The 17138-nt window shown below is 49.7% G+C and carries 26 protein-coding genes; 7 read left to right on the top strand and 19 right to left on the bottom strand.

The features are described 5' to 3' along the window. Positions 1–5: 5 nt before the first annotated feature. Positions 6–1205: a FecR domain-containing protein gene (locus tag FE845_RS18795; protein ID WP_200362720.1), complete on the bottom strand. Its 1200-nt coding sequence runs from the start codon at positions 1203–1205 to the stop codon at positions 6–8. Positions 1206–1428: 223 nt separating this feature from the next. Here FE845_RS18795 and FE845_RS18910 point away from each other — a divergent pair, with 223 nt between their 5' ends. Next, positions 1429–2859: a ShlB/FhaC/HecB family hemolysin secretion/activation protein gene (locus FE845_RS18910; RefSeq protein ID WP_200362722.1), complete on the top strand. Its 1431-nt coding sequence runs from the start codon at positions 1429–1431 to the stop codon at positions 2857–2859. On the opposite strand, the gene FE845_RS06945 is transcribed toward FE845_RS18910, so the two are convergent. Together FE845_RS06945 and FE845_RS06950 are read right to left on the bottom strand one after the other, a co-directional pair. Continuing rightward, on the bottom strand, positions 2856–3776 hold the full coding sequence (locus FE845_RS06945) for a lysophospholipid acyltransferase family protein (RefSeq protein WP_200362725.1): 921 nt from the start codon (positions 3774–3776) through the stop codon (positions 2856–2858). The genes FE845_RS18910 and FE845_RS06945 overlap by 4 nt on opposite strands. Before the next feature lie 93 nt (positions 3777–3869). Then, positions 3870–4124 carry a TIGR03643 family protein gene (locus FE845_RS06950; protein WP_227714122.1) on the bottom strand — a complete coding sequence of 85 codons (255 nt, stop codon included), beginning with the start codon at positions 4122–4124 and terminating at the stop codon, positions 3870–3872. A gap of 103 nt (positions 4125–4227) precedes the next feature. Here FE845_RS06950 and FE845_RS06955 point away from each other — a divergent pair, with 103 nt between their 5' ends. Then, positions 4228–4773 carry a shikimate kinase gene (locus FE845_RS06955; RefSeq protein ID WP_200362727.1) on the top strand — a complete coding sequence of 182 codons (546 nt, stop codon included), beginning with the start codon at positions 4228–4230 and terminating at the stop codon, positions 4771–4773. A gap of 260 nt (positions 4774–5033) precedes the next feature. Here FE845_RS06955 and FE845_RS06960 read toward each other — a convergent pair whose 3' ends face one another. Further along, a complete protein-coding gene (locus FE845_RS06960; RefSeq protein WP_200362729.1) occupies positions 5034–5435 on the bottom strand; it encodes a GFA family protein in 402 nt (133 codons plus the stop codon). A gap of 144 nt (positions 5436–5579) precedes the next feature. Here FE845_RS06960 and FE845_RS06965 point away from each other — a divergent pair, with 144 nt between their 5' ends. Further along, entirely contained in the window at positions 5580–5729 is a 150-nt protein-coding gene (locus FE845_RS06965) for a CopG family antitoxin (protein ID WP_227714123.1), read from the top strand. Positions 5730–5862: 133 nt separating this feature from the next. Here the strand turns inward: FE845_RS06965 and FE845_RS06970 are convergent, their stop codons facing one another. The 4 genes from FE845_RS06970 to FE845_RS06985 all read right to left on the bottom strand — a co-directional run bounded on the left by FE845_RS06970 (position 5863) and on the right by FE845_RS06985 (position 7625). Further along, the gene (locus FE845_RS06970) at positions 5863–6159 is read right to left on the bottom strand and encodes a type II toxin-antitoxin system RelE/ParE family toxin (protein ID WP_200362733.1); all 297 of its coding nucleotides are present in this window, start codon (positions 6157–6159) and stop codon (positions 5863–5865) included. Then, entirely contained in the window at positions 6159–6413 is a 255-nt protein-coding gene (locus tag FE845_RS06975) for a type II toxin-antitoxin system ParD family antitoxin (RefSeq protein ID WP_200362735.1), read from the bottom strand. Before FE845_RS06975 ends, FE845_RS06970 begins: the two co-directional genes overlap by 1 nt. A 155-nt stretch (positions 6414–6568) precedes the next feature. Further along, positions 6569–6937, bottom strand: coding sequence for a VOC family protein (locus FE845_RS06980; protein WP_200362738.1), 369 nt, complete (start codon positions 6935–6937; stop codon positions 6569–6571). 37 nt (positions 6938–6974) lie between these two features. Then, complete coding sequence (locus FE845_RS06985; protein ID WP_200362740.1) at positions 6975–7625, bottom strand: glutathione S-transferase family protein; 651 nt, start codon at positions 7623–7625, stop codon at positions 6975–6977. A 138-nt stretch (positions 7626–7763) separates the two neighbouring features. Here FE845_RS06985 and FE845_RS06990 point away from each other — a divergent pair, with 138 nt between their 5' ends. Next, positions 7764–8075 (top strand): BrnT family toxin, encoded by a 312-nt coding sequence (locus tag FE845_RS06990; RefSeq protein ID WP_200362743.1) that lies wholly within the window; start codon positions 7764–7766, stop codon positions 8073–8075. Beyond that, positions 8050–8322, top strand: a complete 273-nt coding sequence (locus tag FE845_RS06995) for a BrnA antitoxin family protein (protein ID WP_200362745.1) — start codon at positions 8050–8052, stop codon at positions 8320–8322. The genes FE845_RS06990 and FE845_RS06995 overlap by 26 nt, the downstream gene beginning before the upstream one ends. A gap of 691 nt (positions 8323–9013) precedes the next feature. Here FE845_RS06995 and FE845_RS07000 read toward each other — a convergent pair. The 5 genes from FE845_RS07000 to FE845_RS07020 all read right to left on the bottom strand — a co-directional run bounded on the left by FE845_RS07000 (position 9014) and on the right by FE845_RS07020 (position 11823). Beyond that, positions 9014–9463, bottom strand: a complete 450-nt coding sequence (locus FE845_RS07000; protein ID WP_200362747.1) for a hypothetical protein — start codon at positions 9461–9463, stop codon at positions 9014–9016. A 255-nt stretch (positions 9464–9718) separates the two neighbouring features. Further along, positions 9719–10618 (bottom strand): alpha/beta fold hydrolase, encoded by a 900-nt coding sequence (locus tag FE845_RS07005; RefSeq protein ID WP_200362749.1) that lies wholly within the window; start codon positions 10616–10618, stop codon positions 9719–9721. Between the two features lie 87 nt (positions 10619–10705). Beyond that, on the bottom strand, positions 10706–10987 hold the full coding sequence (locus FE845_RS07010) for a type II toxin-antitoxin system RelE/ParE family toxin (protein WP_023012028.1): 282 nt from the start codon (positions 10985–10987) through the stop codon (positions 10706–10708). Beyond that, positions 10984–11256 (bottom strand): CopG family ribbon-helix-helix protein, encoded by a 273-nt coding sequence (locus FE845_RS07015; RefSeq protein WP_022989998.1) that lies wholly within the window; start codon positions 11254–11256, stop codon positions 10984–10986. Before FE845_RS07015 ends, FE845_RS07010 begins: the two co-directional genes overlap by 4 nt. 144 nt (positions 11257–11400) lie before the next feature. Then, positions 11401–11823, bottom strand: coding sequence for an MAPEG family protein (locus FE845_RS07020; protein WP_200362751.1), 423 nt, complete (start codon positions 11821–11823; stop codon positions 11401–11403). A 322-nt stretch (positions 11824–12145) separates the two neighbouring features. On the opposite strand from FE845_RS07020, the gene FE845_RS07025 reads away from it, so the two are divergent. Both FE845_RS07025 and FE845_RS07030 read left to right on the top strand, forming a co-directional pair. Further along, the gene (locus tag FE845_RS07025) at positions 12146–12391 is read left to right on the top strand and encodes a type II toxin-antitoxin system CcdA family antitoxin (protein ID WP_106760637.1); all 246 of its coding nucleotides are present in this window, start codon (positions 12146–12148) and stop codon (positions 12389–12391) included. Continuing rightward, entirely contained in the window at positions 12391–12708 is a 318-nt protein-coding gene (locus FE845_RS07030) for a CcdB family protein (RefSeq protein ID WP_106760638.1), read from the top strand. The genes FE845_RS07025 and FE845_RS07030 overlap by 1 nt, the downstream gene beginning before the upstream one ends. A gap of 73 nt (positions 12709–12781) precedes the next feature. On the opposite strand, the gene FE845_RS07035 is transcribed toward FE845_RS07030, so the two are convergent. The 6 genes from FE845_RS07035 to FE845_RS07060 all read right to left on the bottom strand — a co-directional run bounded on the left by FE845_RS07035 (position 12782) and on the right by FE845_RS07060 (position 16968). Then, on the bottom strand, positions 12782–13309 hold the full coding sequence (locus FE845_RS07035; protein ID WP_200362753.1) for a GNAT family N-acetyltransferase: 528 nt from the start codon (positions 13307–13309) through the stop codon (positions 12782–12784). 117 nt (positions 13310–13426) lie between these two features. Then, complete coding sequence (locus FE845_RS07040) at positions 13427–13807, bottom strand: phosphopantetheine adenylyltransferase (RefSeq protein WP_200362756.1); 381 nt, start codon at positions 13805–13807, stop codon at positions 13427–13429. Between the two features lie 97 nt (positions 13808–13904). Then, positions 13905–14282, bottom strand: a complete 378-nt coding sequence (locus tag FE845_RS07045; RefSeq protein ID WP_200362758.1) for a hypothetical protein — start codon at positions 14280–14282, stop codon at positions 13905–13907. Between the two features lie 119 nt (positions 14283–14401). After that, positions 14402–14980, bottom strand: a complete 579-nt coding sequence (locus FE845_RS07050; protein ID WP_200362760.1) for a hypothetical protein — start codon at positions 14978–14980, stop codon at positions 14402–14404. Positions 14981–15090: 110 nt separating this feature from the next. Further along, positions 15091–15516: a DUF4259 domain-containing protein gene (locus FE845_RS07055; RefSeq protein ID WP_200362763.1), complete on the bottom strand. Its 426-nt coding sequence runs from the start codon at positions 15514–15516 to the stop codon at positions 15091–15093. Between the two features lie 615 nt (positions 15517–16131). Then, entirely contained in the window at positions 16132–16968 is an 837-nt protein-coding gene (locus tag FE845_RS07060; protein ID WP_200362765.1) for a DUF2971 domain-containing protein, read from the bottom strand. Positions 16969–17138 lie beyond the last annotated feature (170 nt).

Genomic DNA, 17138 nt, shown 5'->3' on the forward strand with positions numbered 1-17138 from the left:
GTTCATCAGTCGTCATCGTCATCGTCATCGTCATCGTCAGGCGGATATCCTTGGCCGGGTGGTAGCCATTGACCAGGCGGAAACGCTTGTCCTGGTGGTGTTCCTCCGTGCCCTGGTGGCGTTCCTCCATGTCCTGGTGGCGTTCCTCCATGTCCTGGTGGCGTCCCTCCATGTCCTGGTGGCGTTCCTCCATGTCCTGGTGGCGTCCCTCCATGTCCTGGTGGACGACCAATAACAACATCCTCGTCGTCACCAAGGCCACCATCTGCACCTCCGCCACCTTGGTCGTCGTCTGAACCGGCATCACCTTGATCGCCACCTAATCCATCGTCACCAAGGTCATCATCTGGGCCTCCGCTACCTTCGTTATCACCGGAAGCAGCATCACCTTGACCCCCACTTAATCCATCGTCACCAAGGTCATCAGGTGTGCCCCCGTTACCTTGGTCACCGCCGGAACCGGCATCACCCCCTGCTTCGCCATTAGAAGCAACCAGCGCCTGCTCAGAAGCTATCTCAGTAATGCCTTCCAGCTGGCTCTCAAAGCTGGATTGCTCAGCCTCCATAGCTGGCTCAAAACCGACAGCTCCGGCACCGACAGGGGCAGCTGGCTTCGACGTTGTTTGCTTGTGAGACTGAATTCCTGTCTGTTCTGCACCAATACCGGCCACATCGCCAGGTGCCAGCATCAAGGTTTCGCCACTGGCGATGTCTAACACTTCCAGAGAACCTTCTGTCAACGTAACAATAGACGAGGTCTTGGTAGACACGATAACGAAGCGAGTACCTTTTACCGTTGAAACCATGAACGGCGTTTCAACACTGAACTGATCCGGCTGACGCTCGATACGATAGAACACCGTACCGAACCACTGTTTAATCTTGGAGACCAGTCCGCCAGATGACGCATCATCTGACTGCAGGGTAATATGAGAACCCGCTTTGAGTTCGAACTCAGAGCCGGATTGGCTCAGTAACCCAGATCCTCCTGCCAATGCTTGAAACTCCACTGGCGCATGAATAGACATTCCTGCTTCTGCCTGTTTCCAGACTTCACTTTCATTGGCGCGGAACCGTACCTGACCAGAGACTTCGTCAATGCGAACCTGCTCTGCAGCTACAGATAAAGTTGCAAGCACCGAAGCACAGCAGGCCACAAAAAAGCGAAGTACGCTGTACTTAGCATCACGACGAAAGGCGCGCATTTTCCACTCCCGATTGATCAATTATTACACTGTACCTGACGGTGCTGTTTTGGCTTAGGCTTTTAAACAATGTTTTACAACATTTCATATCTTTAAACGGTAATCTCATCGCATGTCGAACGAATAGACGGTAATGGTTATGCCTACAAGCATATTAGGATTTTTCATTTTTCTACTGTCGCTAACCCTGCCTGCAATTTGCTCAGCGACACAAGATCGAACAGTGGGCGCTGTAATTTTTGACGGTATTTCTGTGTTTGGCTCTGCACAACTTCTTCCTCTGTATGCTGACAGCCTCGGCAAACCGGTAGACACAAAACTAAAAACCCGCTTAGGCGAGCAAACTCGCGACTACTACACCAGTCAGGGCTACCTCGCACCAGCTGTCAGCGTTACTGACCACCCCGATAGTGAAAATATCCTCTTGGTGCGCGTAGAAGAGCCTAGGGTTGTCGACATTCAAATCGCCGGAGGCACATTCGGCCAGCAGTCCGATATACGCGAACGTTTAACCCCCCTGCTAGAGCGGCCATCGATTTCAAGAAAGAATATCGACAGGTTTGCCCGTGCCCTTGAGCGAGCCATCAGTGTTGGGCTGTCAGCAAGCGTTGTAGAAACATCTCTGGGGCGCTATCAGGTTACCCTAACCATTGCGCCCCAAGTCCGGGGGGAGCTTACCTACAGTGCCGAGGGCAGCCAAAATCTGGGCCAGCACATGATTGCCGGAAAAGTGAGTGTTATTGGGCCTGGGGCGGGTCTTCGCGAAGTTTACGTTTCTGGCCTTCATACAATCGAATCGGAAGGCTATCGCAATGTAGGTGCAGGCTTATCACTCCCCACATCCGGGCGCGATACTGTGTATGCCGATATCAGTTCATCACGAGCGGTACCTCAGAATTACAACGTCAGCCCCAGCAGGGTATACCGGCGTATTTGGGCGAGGCTTAAGTGGCGCCATGAATTAGTTGAGACTGACGACCTATCACTGGCTCTTGATGGCAGCCTCACTCTTCGGGACTACACGCGGGAAAAGGGCTCTGAAACCGAGGTTGATGAACAGCTTCGCATGGCCAATGTGCGTGCCCTTACGTATGTGAGAAATGCAACCAGCACCTCCAGAATCGGGCTTGCTGGGAGGGTGGGTGTTGACACTCTGGGCGCCAAGCGCAGCGGAACTAGGGCCAACGATGAACAAGATCTCGACTTTCAGATTATCGATGCACATTACACGCTCTGGTACGGATTGCCCGCTGGCGCTTCTTTCAAGCTGGACATTGCGGGGCAATACTCTGGAGATAACCTACCCTACTCCCAGCGTTTTTCTGTAGGTGGAAGCCAGTTCGCCCGAGCTTACGAATCGGGAGAGTTCAGCGGCGACTCAGGCATTGGCTCAAAACTTGAACTAAGGCGGGGGTTTAACCGTGACTTCTGGATGAAGGGCGCGCGCTGGGTGCCGTATATTTATTATGGCATCGCCACCGCTCACGAGAACAAAACCAGTGAAAACAGCTCCGGGGCTGCGTCTGGCATCGGGCTTAGGATGCTTACCCGTGAGGTTTCAGCCTATATAGAATTAGGCAAACCACTGACGGCGGAGTCTGAGCACCTGAGCAAAGACGCCAGATTATCCGGACGCCTGACAGTTTACTTTTAATAGATTTTGTTTGCGCCCTCGGGGCGGGATTTAAAGCGCTTGTGCAGCCACAGATACTGATCAGGCTGTTCGCGAATTGAGTCTTCAATATACCGATTCCAAACCTCGGTATCCTTGACTTTATCAGCCCCAAAGCCGGCCTGTATCGGAGAGAAAACAACACGATAGCCGCCATCTGGCATCCGTAAGTGGCTCACACAAATAACCGACGCACCGGAGACTTTAGCAATATAACTTGGAGAAGTAATGCAGCCTGCCTCTATACCAAAAAACGGCACGAACAGTTCCGTTTTACCACCGAAATCCTGATCACAAGCAAACCAAACTTCGCCCCCTTTCTTCAAAAACGTCACCATTGGCCGCAACTCGCGCTTGGTGAACGGCCGGATACCGAAGTGGCGACGGCGGCCGTTTTCAATCATGCGATCAATAACCGGATTATTATTGGGCCGGTAAACGTATCCGGGTTTTTTCAAGTGGCAGGCAACCAGCGGTAACGCGAAATCAAAAATACTGTAATGGCCGCCTATCAAAAGCACACCCTTACCTCTGCTTTGGGCCTCTCGAAGATGCTCCAACCCCTGCACTTCGGCCGCCTCACAATAGGGTGATACATCACGCCACCAAGCATGAGCGCTTTCCAGAAATCCGCGGGTGCATGCAATGAAGTTGTCTTGTACAAGTTTCTTCCGGGCTTCCTCATCTAGCTCAGGAAAACAGAGCTCAAGGTTTCGATCGGCCACTCGCGCACGGGATTTTAGCTTACTGCACAGAAAGTGGCCCAGCCGTTCACCCAGCTTCTGCTTGGATGACATGGGCAAAAAAGACAAGAGATATAGCAGAAATACAATCGCCCATGATGGCCATAAACGCGGGTGCCAAAGAGGCGTTTTTTTATACTTGGATGATCTGGCCATACTTCCGTGTCCGCAAAAATTTGGCGATGATCCTGACACACTTTCAAGCCAAGGTGTAGTTGATACTCCGAATAATTATAGAAGCGAGGTAATTTAACGAGACCGGTGCTTATACTGTGTTGAACAGTGACTGCGCCCAACCTTGGGATCCCTCAATTTCAGGTGTTTTGTTGAACGCCCCGATACTCGCTCACGCCATAACTTAAAACTCCCGGGCTTGAGCGACCGTCGCATAAACCGAATTACATCCGTCTCCGACATGCCATAAAGCCCGAAAATGGCTTCAAATGGGGTTCGATCTTCCCAGGCCATTTCAATGACCCGAGATTCGTCAGCGGGGCTCATCATGCGCTATCCTCTTCACGATTATCCCCAACATTACGGCACAGGTGTGGTTTTGTATCATCGTAAGCCTTTCGATACTCTTCGGATCTATAGGTAGGCTATAACTATGTCTTCACCGCAAAATAATGTTGTGCTGATCGGTATGCCCGGCTCAGGCAAAAGCACTCTGGGAGTTCTATTGGCCAAGGCCGCTGCCTTGGCTTTCATAGATACAGATTTGTTAATTCAATCCCACTCAGGCCAAACCTTACAGTCTATTGTGGATGGTGAAGGTTATGAGGCTTTGCGCCGTATTGAAGAACAGGTTCTATGCGATTTAGACGTAACAGGCCACGTGATTGCAACCGGCGGCAGTGCTGTATACAGCGACCGCGCAATGCGGCACCTTAAGCAAAACAGCATCATCGTATTCTTGGATATTTCTCTCGCAACGGTTCGACAGCGTATTGGTGACTTCAGCCTAAGAGGCATATCCAAACGTCCAGAGCAGACACTGGAAGACTTGTTTACCGAACGCCACGGACTATATACCCGCTACGCCGATGTGGTCGTTAACGGCGAGCACAAAAACCAAAATCAGATGTGTGAAGAAATCCTCAATGCCGCCACTGCTAATGCAAATGATTGCATAGGGCCGAGCACCTGTCCTTAGTTGCCTTCCCGTTGAGGACCTGGCTTGAAAAGCTTAAACCAAGCGATTAGGCCCGCGATCGACGCCAAGCCAAGAAAAACGAAGAACTCTTCCGTGTTAAAGTCGCCAACCTTGTACATTAGCCCCAGAAAAACCAAAAGAAATGTCCCAATAGTACCGATAAGCCTTAAACTCATATTCTATTCCTCGAAATTTTAGATTCACCCTACTAGTGCCTCCAATGGAAGCAGCAAGGGCTAGGCTCGGACAAGTTAGGACGCTCAATCTGGCAGCCCTTCGAACACTGGCATCTCCCCTAACTTCTCATCCCAAACTGCTTTACTGGATGAAAAGATGTGCGCTGTTGGCGCCATAGCGATGTCAGTGTCCAAGCACCCTGCAGGCACAACGAGCAAACCTCCGATCAAACTGTATGGCAACGCTGAGCCACACAACTTACAAAAGCTTTTGGTGTGGTGAGTATCTGGAAGCGTATAGGACGTAACCGCTTCTGCACCCGAGCGCCAAACCAACTTCGCTGACTGTGAAAACAGATTTGCCGCATGGGCTGAACCCGTATCTTTTTGGCAACGCTGACAGTGGCACAGGTAAAAGCTATCGAAGCTACCTTTTATCTCAAAGTTTACTGTGCCACACAAACAAGAACCGACATAATCAGTCATCGGAACCCCTCAATATGAATATACTCATTGCTATTGGTATCGGAACAACGCGTAGAAAATTCCCCGTTGTAGATTTCCTCGAATGTACCGCTTCTTGTGTTGGGAGATCCAGACACAGCCAAGCAGAGGCCCGGCTTCATGCCCATGAGCCTTCAAACCAAGACGATTTCGCTCCGTTTGCCCGAAACGCTGCTTAACAGAATCAGAGTCGAGGCCAACAATCGAGACATGCCCTATCAATCACTGATCAAGGCTTGGCTTGCAGACGAGGTGAACGACAACCGTCGGGCATGAGGTGCTAACGCCTAGCTCACCGGAAAATTGGGAGCGCCAGCGAATAGTTTTTCCGAGTGCAACTACTTGTTGGGCGACAATGGCAGGGAACCGGATGGAAAATCTTGAAGCTGGGACCAAAACATAGCTACCCTTATTCCAGAAGCCTTTCAGGCGCATCCATATCCTCGTGCAGCACACGAACAACAACCACCTCCGGTTCGAGTACCTGATAAAAAACCGCGTGGTGCTCGACCTGGAATCTGCGATACCCAGAAAAAACGTGGGTATAATCTGCGCCAAGTGATGGATGGTTGATCAACTGTTTCATTCCTTCGTCCAACTGCTCCAAGTATTTATCCGCCTGCTCAACACCCCATTCTTCGTAGGTATATACCCAAATTCCGATGAGGTCTGATTCCGCCTTTGGCGTAACACTCAGCTTAAGCACTAATTGGCGGCCTTTATTCGCTTGCGGCCCGCCGCTTTAATAGCTGCCATATCGAGCGGCTTAGGTTTCCCACTTGACTCACCCTCAGCGAGTGCTTGCCTCAGCGTGGCAAGACGTTCTTTAACCTGCTGGTCCCTCCGGATGAGATCGCGGATATACTCACTGTCATTACCAAAGTGACCACTTTCAACCTGACTTTTTACCCAGTCGTCTTGCTGTTCAGTCAGCGTGATGGTTTTCCGATGCATGCTCATAGCTAACGCCCCTAACGCAGAAAAAGTATGACAATATCATACCGCTCCCTTGAGCCAAATCAACGATCCACTTCTTGTTGCCCAACGCCACCAGCATGGGCGGCTGCGGAATGAAGGCGAAGTCAATGTAGTCGACGTGGCCGCGCCTGGCCTTGTTACGTGTCACTGCTCGATGACACCAAATGAATAATGTTGGATGGACTTGATATCCAGAACGCCTTAAACCCATTTGGAAGTGGCTCGATCTCGTCTCTACGATGGCAACCTTGCTCCTTGAGATATTCAGAGGCTTCACCAATATCGCTGGTGACGACTTCCAACCAAATCTCAGACTGGCTTAAACCAGACATACAGTCGAGCCACAGAACTTTGTCCCCAAATTCAAATCTTGGTGTGTCGTCCGGGCCATTGGATTGTATCTCCGTGAAGCGGAGCACATCCCTATAGAATCGTACCGTGCTCTGATACTCGTGAGCCGGGATTTTCAAGGCTATGTTCGTGCCTGGCTGAAATTCCAGATCCATGCGATAGCTCCTCTATATGGGAACACGTAGCAGCAAATTATATTCCTACCTCGGACACGCCTATGGTTTCGGGCTCACCGTGAGCATGGCTAACCCACTCCCTCATTTGTTCATGGTCGAGGACAAACTGCATATATTCTGAAGATACCGCCGAGACCTTGATCCCGTAGGTTTTAAATCGCGACGCAACTGGTGCAAACATGCAATCTGCAATAGAGAACTCACCGAACAACCAAGGGCCGGCACTCGAATAGGTTTCACGGTACTGCGACCAGATTCGGTCTATCCGAGCTATTTCTCGTTCAAGGGTTGCATTAAAAGGGACTTTGCGTCCGATTGCGCGGCAATTCATTGGCAATTGGCCTCGAATTTCTGTGAAACCCGAGTGCATTTCTGCGCAGCAAGATCTTGCTTCCGCTCGTGCACGAACGGAACTTGGCCATCCGCGGCCGTCCAGATACTGCTCTGAAATATACTCGCAAATTGCCAGCGAATCCCAAATGACCAAGTCCTTGTCTTTGAGCACCGGGACTTTCCCTGCATCGGTATGCTGGGCAAGCGCAGTGTATGTATCGTCTTGATTCAGCGGAATCCGCACTTCCTTAAAAGGTAACTCGTGGACTGACAAAAGTAGCCAAGGCCTTAACGACCATGACGAATAATTTTTATTCCCTATTACGAGTTCCAAAGTTCACTCCTTGAAATATAAACGCTTGCAGCATGCGCGCCTACGGAATGGAGCCGAAGGCGTAATGTAGTAGGCGTCGCCGTGCCTGCATTGGTTAGCACTTGTTGACGGTGACGTATATGCTGGTAATATACTTTTATGATCAACTGGGTACAAGTCACTGGCTTTGACTGGGACGAAGGCAACTCCCGCAAAAACGCGGAGAAGCATGGCGTCAACCAGTCCGAAGCGGAAGAGATCTTCTTTAATGAGCCGCTTCTCGTGCTGGAGGATTCCAGACACAGCCAAGCAGAAGCCCGGTTTCATGCCCTTGGTGAAACAGATGATGAAAGGCTACTCCACATCACATTTACACTAAGGCAGAACGGTACACTGATTCGCGTGATTTCAGCTCGCGACATGCACCGCAAAGAGAGGGCTGTTTATGAGCAAGTTGAAAAAGATGCCTGAGTTTAAAACTGAAGCAGAAGAGCGCGAGTTCTGGGAGACCCACGACTCCTCGGATTACCTGGACTGGCGTCAGGCAAAACCTGCTTCTTTTCCGAAGCTGAAGCCTTCAACCAAGACGATTTCGCTCCGTTTGCCCGAAACGCTGCTTAACAGAATCAAAATCGAGGCCAACAAACGAGACATGCCTTATCAGTCACTGATTAAGGCTTGGCTTGCGGACGAGGTGAACGACAGCCGTCGAGCATGAGGTGCTAATCGGGATAGGGAGGCGCCTCACGGCGCCCCTCCTCCCACACCACCGGGCATACGGATCACGTACCACGGCGGTTCGGTTGATTACTTTGGTGGCCTGCCTTCGTGATTCACAGCCATGACACTCCTCTCAGAACTGATGAATCGACAGAGCACCAACCGGATTTCTATGTGTTACCTAGCCTACCGCGGTTTCACCGGGTCTGGTGCAATACCGCTGTACCAAGACAACTTGTCCTCCTCTCAACCGTTCAGGCCTTCCTGCCGCTATTCACTTCGCAATATCACATCGCGCCGAGTAGGCCGCAGTACTATGCCCTCTGCTGACTTCTGCAACGCGATCAAGGGCGATCACTCGCCCTTCAGTTGATCCCTCAACACGCTACAGACCTCCCGGGGTAAGACCCTAGACTTTCATGGCGTAGACGCTGGATTTATAAAACACACCCCGTTGCGGATGGAGGGCTTCGCTGTCACGTGCCAGCTCGCCCCGAGTACGTCACACCTCATATCCAGTTCCTGTTCGTCGCCCCGCCAATTTGCGTTGGGCTTCCTCCAGACCCCACCTCGCGATGACGCCCTTGCCCTTCCGCTAATCTTCGGCTCCGCGGATACCTGGTATCGGGACTTTCACCCGACGAGTCTAGTGCCATGCCCGGCACACACGCGAAACGAAGCGGTGCGTCTCACGCGTCCGTCTTCCGTGCATTGTTAGGTATCAACCAGATTGCAAGCCCAAACCACAGAGCTGCCGTTCCCACTCTAGCCGCAAAATCTAGATTCGCAGGGTTTTGTAGCACAACGAACTCAACCATCAATGCGATGGCTACCCCGGAAGCCAATAGAGCACAGCGTAACAGAACAGTAGCCTCTGGGTTCCTATTAAACAGGATGGAGCCGATTACTAATTTAACCGCACACGAAGCGATCAGAACGACCAATATCAGTACGGAAAGAAAGACCACGCCAAGGAACGCGGCAAGCTTTTCATCGAAGGGAGCAAATAACCAGAGCAAGCCCAAGAAACCGGCTATTAACAGTGCATACACTGAAGCGGCTCTGGCCATGCCTCGTCGTGTTGGAAAAAGCGAAGGCACTAGAGCAGAGAGAGCGATAGCGAAGAGAGATGGTTCCATAGGTAAGATCTTTGCCTAACGAGGCTGTAGAAAAACTCCCGCCCCTTTGTTCGATCGCGTTCCTACGCGAAATCTGGAAGTGTTTTCAATCATGAGTGCTCCAGATTTTAAGAATAGGCCCTATTTTTAGCTCATTTATTGACCAATTTCGACTCAAAATAGGCCTTTGACCTTTTTCTACAGCCTCAACGCCCGGGCTCAGCGGCCGATTTGGAGGCGTAGCGCGCCGGAAAAACAGTCCGCTGCAGCCCTTGGTTAGGAGCTGCCTATGACTTCAGTGCGGACTAAATCTGCTAGCCACTTCGGCTGATCACATTGTACTGAATGACCACTCTCTGGGCATTGGTGTACACCAATACCGCTCACTTGATCCGTCAATTTTTTCAAAATTGAATGGTGGATTGTCCTTTCTTCGTCACCCATGATCACATGCTTACTGCAAGGCAACTCAGAAAGCCTTGCCAAATCGATTGGCAACACCCGTTGATCGCTATCGGTAATCTGCTGCCAAATATGTTTATAGATGGGCTGGCGCTTAGCATAATCTGCTAATAAAAAGTTGGAAAGTGGCCAAAATTCGGGTGGTGGATTTTTGAGTGCGAGCCCTAAAAGATGGGTGTACTCCTGCTGCGTTGACGCCCAAAACGGATTCTTTCCCTCATCCACCAGACTAAAAAACTCGGAGGATGAGGTTGCGGGCACCCCCACAGGCCCGATTAAAGTGAGAGTCTTAACATAGGACGGACTCTCCATTGCAAACAGACAAGCTACCCAAGCACCTACTGAGGCCCCAACAAAATGAGCAGTCTTTATTTGGCTTCGGCATATAACTTCATGAACCAGCGCCGAGGTCTGTTTCTGAAAGGAGGTTTCATGATCAAAACCACTTTCGCCATGACCTGGTAAATCAATCACAATAAAATTTAGTTTACCTCTGCATGACCGCATGAAGTCTGACCAGTACTCCTTGAACCCGGTGAATCCATGAATCAACACTATAGTTTCAAATTCAGGATCAACGGTACTTGGAGCTAAATACGCATATCTGGTGTCATTGATAGTGATTATATTTTTTTCGAGTCCATTGCTTTTGCGACCAAGAAACAAGAAAAAGGACCAGATTAAGTGTCCTATCTTGATTGATATCCTTTTCATTTTTACTCCTAACGCTGAAGCGCACCGGTGGCTTTGTCACAGCGCAGCGGAGACAAAGGCATCCGAGTGACGCGCCTGGTTAAATTACTACCGCTCACCTTCAAGGCCATGCCATACCCGGAGAATGATGATGGCACTGGGATGGAGCGAATATCGAACGACATATTTCCCGAAAACCATATCTCGAACAGAGTCAGGCACCGGTGCCATTTCAACTGGTGTGCCCATCTTGGGAAAATCAGGAAGCAATTCGATTTTGCCAACCAGTTCGGTGGCGATCCGGGCTGCCGCCGATGGATTGTGGACTGCAATGAACTCCCTGAGGCGCTGTAAATCTTCAATGGCTTCGTCCGTGTAAACCAGTTTCACTTACCTGACCTCGGTGCATCCTGCTCGTTGTCGGTTCCCCAACTATTAAGCCAGCTGTGAACCTCGCGGGCATCAACAACCTTGCCTTGTGCAGCGGACTCCATTGCTTCTAAGGTCTGTTTCCAGCGTTCTTGCTCCAGCTGCTGCTTTTCTATGTACTCCGATAATGCTTGGTTAATTACCCAACCTTTGCTCCGGTGCAACCTGCCAGCAATTGCTTCCAGGTGCTGTTCAACTTCTGCTTGAAGGCGAACCGTGGTGACGCTCATGACTATACCCTCGAGTTTGGCTACTACAATGTATTACAACATAGTCTACGAGGGTGCGGCAAAAAATTTAACGCCGCTAAGCACGCGCGGTTGCGGAATGGAGGCGAAGCCGCAATGCAGTAACCGTCGCCGTGGCTTGCATGGTTAGGGAAGTGCCACGAGGATCTGAACGCTCATGATGAACATGCACACCACTCCGACTGCATACGCCACCGTTCGCCAAGGCTGAATTCCGGCCAGATAGAATAATGTATGCAGGTAGCGGGCTCCCGTAAATACCAGGAAAAGCCAAACAGCCCAACCGGGAGAAGCGCCGACCCAAATGTAAGCCACCCCTAAACCCAGAAAAATGGGGATATTCTCGAGGTCGTTTAACCAAGCACGGGCCGCCCGCTGAACTTGAGGCAACTCTTCTTTGGCGGCCTCACGACCAACGAAGGCTGCATCTTCGGGGGTCTTGAAGGTCAGCTTCCCGATACGATGGAACCCCTGATATGCGGAGATCGTAAACATTTTAAAGAACAGCAGCACTGAGGCTACCGCGTACCAATATTCTGCCTGATCCATGGTGTTTCCTTACTCCCTAACGAGGCTGTAGAAAAACTCCCGCCCCTTTGTTCGATCGCGTTCCTACGCGAAATCTGGAAGTGTTTTCAATCATGAGTGCTCCAGATTTTAAGAATAGGCCCTATTTTTAGCTCATTTATTGACCAATTTCGACTCAAAATAGGCCTTTGACCTTTTTCTACAGCCTCAACGCCTTGGCTTTGCGGCGCACCGGAGCGCCAGCGTAGGTGCGTCCGACAACAGCCATTGGTTAAATGCTTGAATGCGCATCCGCATGCGCATAAACTGAGACCATCCATTAAATAGCCACTTGGAGGCTCAAATGGCAGAACTCTACAACGTAGCTGCCCCCAAAAAAGCGGCAAACCTCTCAGTCAATAGCGATCTGCTGCGTAAGACCCGTGAACTAAACATTAACCTGTCTGCTACCCTCGAGCGAGCGCTGAAAGAAGAACTCTCAAAACGTCAGTCAGAACAATGGGTTGAAGAAAACCGCGCCGCGATAAAAAGTTACAACGATTTTGTCGGACAACATGGATGCTTTGGCGACGAATTCAGGGAATTTTGATGGCACAGTTCGATGTATACCCCAACCCAAGCAAGACCAGCAAAGCGCACTACCCTTACCTTGTCGATATTCAGAGCAGCCTGTTGAGCGAGCTGGCAACGCGAATCGTCATCCCCTTGGGGAAACGCTCCGCATTTAGTGGTGAAGCCATGCAAGGAGTCACACCGGAAATCAGCTTTGCAGACCAAGAGCTTCTGCTGTTAACGCCTCAAATTTCCTCTGTTTCAGAAAAGCATCTCAAAAACCCGGTTGGCTCTCTATCGCACTTTAGAGACCAAATCGTTGGAGCTTTGGACATGGCTATCACCGGCATTTAACGCCGCTCAGCACGCGCGGTTGCGGAATGAAGGCGCAGCCGCAATGTAGTAACCGTCACCGTGGCTGGCCTTGTTAGCCATTTTCTACCAAGGAGCCGATTTTATCCCATACAAACCAGTATGTTGGAACAACACTACCATCTGGAGCATTCCATACACTCTCATGCGCGTTACGAGCCCCAGCCGATTTATAGAATGCTTGCGCTTTTACATTCTCTTGGTTCACCAACAAGCACAAACCTCCGATTGGCTCCTGTTGGTGACACCAACGGGAAACTTCGATCAAGAGCGACTTTCCGATGCCTTTTGATTGATGGGCTTTGCGTACATGCAAATTATCCAAGTAGGAGCCCCATTTGGAATTCTCAGCTGCATATACACACGCGAACCCCAGGATTTCTCCGTCCTGCTCAGCAACGACCACATGCTGGTTAGGCTTTGGCATATCAAGCCGGCTTGCCCACACCTCATTTCGTTCTTGAGGTACGACATCCGAAAGATATTGCGCAGTTAAGGCATTTTGATACGTATTACGCCAACTCGTGGTATGTATATCTGCGATACTCTGAGCATCGCTTGCCAATGCTGCTCGAATTTTCATATAGGACCACTCTCCTTGTGTGGCTAACGCCAGCGCACAACGGCGCACTTGTAATGGAGGCGCAGCCGCAATGAAAAGTGCGTCCGGCGGCCACAGGCCGCGAATTGCTGCGCCTTGTTAAATTTGGTTGCGACCGACAACATGGATTACCCCAGCAGCAATGAGTGCGACTGTGGCTATGATGTCTGCGATGACGACCTTGCGAACAGACTCATTGTACCCACCAACCGACCACGCAATAGCGATGAAAGACACAACGCTGATCAAGCCTGCGATGATTGCCATTGTTTGCAACGAAGGCTGGAAGGCTGCGTACACCAAAAATAGGCCGAGTAGCCCAAACAGAATAGCCCGGTGACGCATCAGAATTTCGATATTGGGCTCACCCAGGGAAATGCCATACAAAGCCGCAAGGCGATCCACGCCCAATACACCGGAAACAGGCAGGAGATGAATGATGCCTACAAGCACCAGTAGGCCGGTGACAACTTTCTCCATGTTTGCGATTCCTCCCTGAATTTAACGCCGCCAGCATGCGCGACTTTGTAGTGGAGGCGAAGCCGCAACGAAAAAGGCGTCGCCGTGCCTGACCTGGTTAAAAGTCCGGATCGCCCCACATTCCAATGTAGAGTTCCTTTAAATTCGGAGGAACTAGCCCCCATCCCCATTTCTTGCCCTGCTTGTCGAGATTCCACATCAGCGACTCGACGTAATAGACATCAATATACTCTCGTTCTTTGGCTGAAGCCCTTGTCAGCTTTTCCGATACATACCGTAAATGCGCAACAACCGTTTCTTCATCTCTTCTTGCCATCGCTTCAGTCGTCGCCTGAGAGAATGCTTCCATCATGGCTGTCGGGGTAAAGTCATCGAAGCCTTGGTACTCCAGCCACTTCTGCATCTTCTCCCCAACAGCCGGGAAGCGATGAACGATCTCATCAATGAATAGTTTCAACTCTTCGTTTTCGGACATATTGAGACTTTTAACGCCTTGCTAATAGGCGTGCCATTGGAGCGCGACGGTTGTGCAATAATGAGCGAAGCGAATGCACAAACGCCGCGCGGAGATGGCACGTCCTATTGAGCAACTTGTTATGCATTAGACCTTACCACTGGAAGATTAAGGTAAAGTGCAATTGTATTTGCATCAGAAACTATTTGATCCTCAGCACCATGATCAATTAGGTTGGTTCGCTGAGAATCATTACCACACAAGTTTACCTCATAGCTTGTGAATTCAATACTTCGCGTACCGTTGTGGGTTTTAACAATTTTTTTAAGTATTTGTACTGCTGAAAATTTAGACAATTTACTAGATTCAATGGCGTGCTTGCGAAGCCGAAATTTGTAACGGCAATAACTATTGTTGGACTTATCTAACTCTATCAGATCATGGGAAAGTAACTTTGCCTTGCCAAAGAGAAAAATTAAAAATAAGCCTACAAAAATGAATATGAGCCCAAGTAAATTATTTTGTGATTCAAATACAATCCGTGCTCCACTAAAAATTATATACAGAAATAACCCATTGAGCGAAAAGAACAAGGCTAAGCCAACTAGGACACCTGGCAAAGTTGGTCTTATTTTCATTACATCGTTACCTGACAAAATTATACGACTGGTCTTAAAGCTGGATGAGGTGTCTGATATCGGCTGTGATGAAATATTCACGTTTAACTCCAGAGCCCAATGAACGCATAACGCCAATGTTAAGCGGCCGCCTTGGAGTGCAACGGAAGGGCGGTCCGGCGGAGGCCAGTCAGGGCCGTAGCGAACTTGAACTACTGGTTAAACCCCTCCAAGACTCCCAACAAATGCTTCTGCCTTGAAACCCATTGATCATATTCGCCCGACTCTTCCCAAAGCTCTTTGAGCTCGGAATCAGAAATGATTCTTTTAACGGCTTCAGCTGCTAACGAAGCATGTTCCTTCTCAATGAAGGGTGGCTTGCCGAAAAGCCCCTTTTTTTGTTTTAACCAATTCTGGATTTCCTCTGGGAGATCCGATGTATCTTGGGACAAAGTTTTGGCAACGATTTCTGCCGATGCCAATGCCTGGCAGCAATCGGGTGCTTCTAGGTAATCAGCTTCACTCACTACGATACGCAATGGCGCCGTCAGAACTTTTACCCCTTTTGAATCAGCGATGTCGTAGCTCCAATCAACCGCATCATCGTTCTCAAAATTGCCAATACCCCAAGCTCCCATGGATTCTCCTTTTGTGGTTTAACGCTTTGCGCAGCGGCCGGTTGGTGGAGCGCAGCGGAACAAGCCGGTCCGACTGACGCTACTGGTTATGTGGTAGTTTCAGTCTGTCTTGGCTGAAACCGTATACAAAACCGGCAAAACACACTGATGTGTAAACAACTCCTACCATTTGCCACAGGAAAGTTTCTTTGAACTCTTCATATATGCCAAGCCCTATGCCTATACCGATAGCACCAACAATAATTAGCAATACTGAATATAGGGGCTGAAGACTAAACTGCTGGTAAGGTACTGAGTAAAGTCTGTAGACCAACTCCACCGATTATTACAGATACGGCTGTTTTGATCCACTCCTCCCACGCAGTTGGATTTTCCCCTCCTAAATACGAGAAAAACCAAACATAAGTGCAGATTACTAAGCTCCAAATGGCAATAGCGAAGAATTTAGCCCAGTATCGAAGGTGTTTTAGCGCGCAAAATCCATGCATGAAACGACTCCATTTTTTACACATAACGCTTTTGTTCAGCGGCGACCTTTGCGCAGCGAAGCGGAGAAAAGGGCGTCCGGTGGAGGGCCGTAAGGCCCGGAACAGACTGCAACAATTTGTTAGAGTTTTAACCGTTCCTTGATCTCACAGTCCCAGTGAGGTGGCTGTCCTCAATCTTGGCATTAGGTGCATATCTATCGAGCAAAGCTTCCACGCACAACCTGCCGCCTGGAGTGGATAACGGGCCGAGCCGCACTACCAAGTTATCTAAAGCCTCTTCGGCCATAGGGATATCTATATAGTTTATTCCAGGATCGATATTTTTCCTGAATCCCGTACCGATATCCCCTGCTGCCTCACCTTTAAAAATGCTCCCATCCGTGCCGCCCTCCATATGGGATGTGGGAAGAATGAACAAATGAAATCTGTATTCTTCTTGGAAAGCCCAGTCTTGGGACTTAAGCCTAGGAAGTTTGGGAAGACCATTGATTGTCATCCCACCATCATCAGTTTGACTAATTGCCTCTGCATACTTAGCTTCTGTATTAGGCACATAGTTTACTGGGCCAGCGAAAAAGTCATTGAAAAACAGAGGCGTAATAAAGTAGCCGTTACCAATCATTTCATCGACCGACAGTGGTGCAGTAATATCCTGTGTCACAAGCATTCCAGATTGATGCTCGCCTGCCGCCGTAACGACTTTTCGGAATGGATAAGCTGGAAGCTCAATCCGGACACCCTTCATATCTCCGCTATACATGTGCCACTGAGGGATGCTTTCCTCTTGTTTTTGAGTCCAGCAACTGACAAAGAAAAACTTGCCGAAATCAATGCCATTAAGCCGCTGAGATTCTTTGACGTCATCGACACCATCTAGCCGAGAAAATCGAATATTTCTCGAGCTAAGAATCAGGGCCAAAGCTTCAATACTTGTGTAATGAAAAATTCTAGATTCTTCGGGCATTTTACTTCCAATGATTTAGGAATCACTCCACGCTTGGACGACGAGAACTCTAACGCCAGCGTAACGGGTTGGTTTGGAGCGGCAGCGGAAAACCAATCCCGTTGACGCACTGGTTAGGTGGTCTCAACGTGAAGCCTCCATTCTGGCGAATTGCGGGAGTAGCTATAACG

Source organism: Marinobacter sp. 1-4A, from assembly GCF_016597725.1.
GTDB lineage: Bacteria > Pseudomonadota > Gammaproteobacteria > Pseudomonadales > Oleiphilaceae > Marinobacter.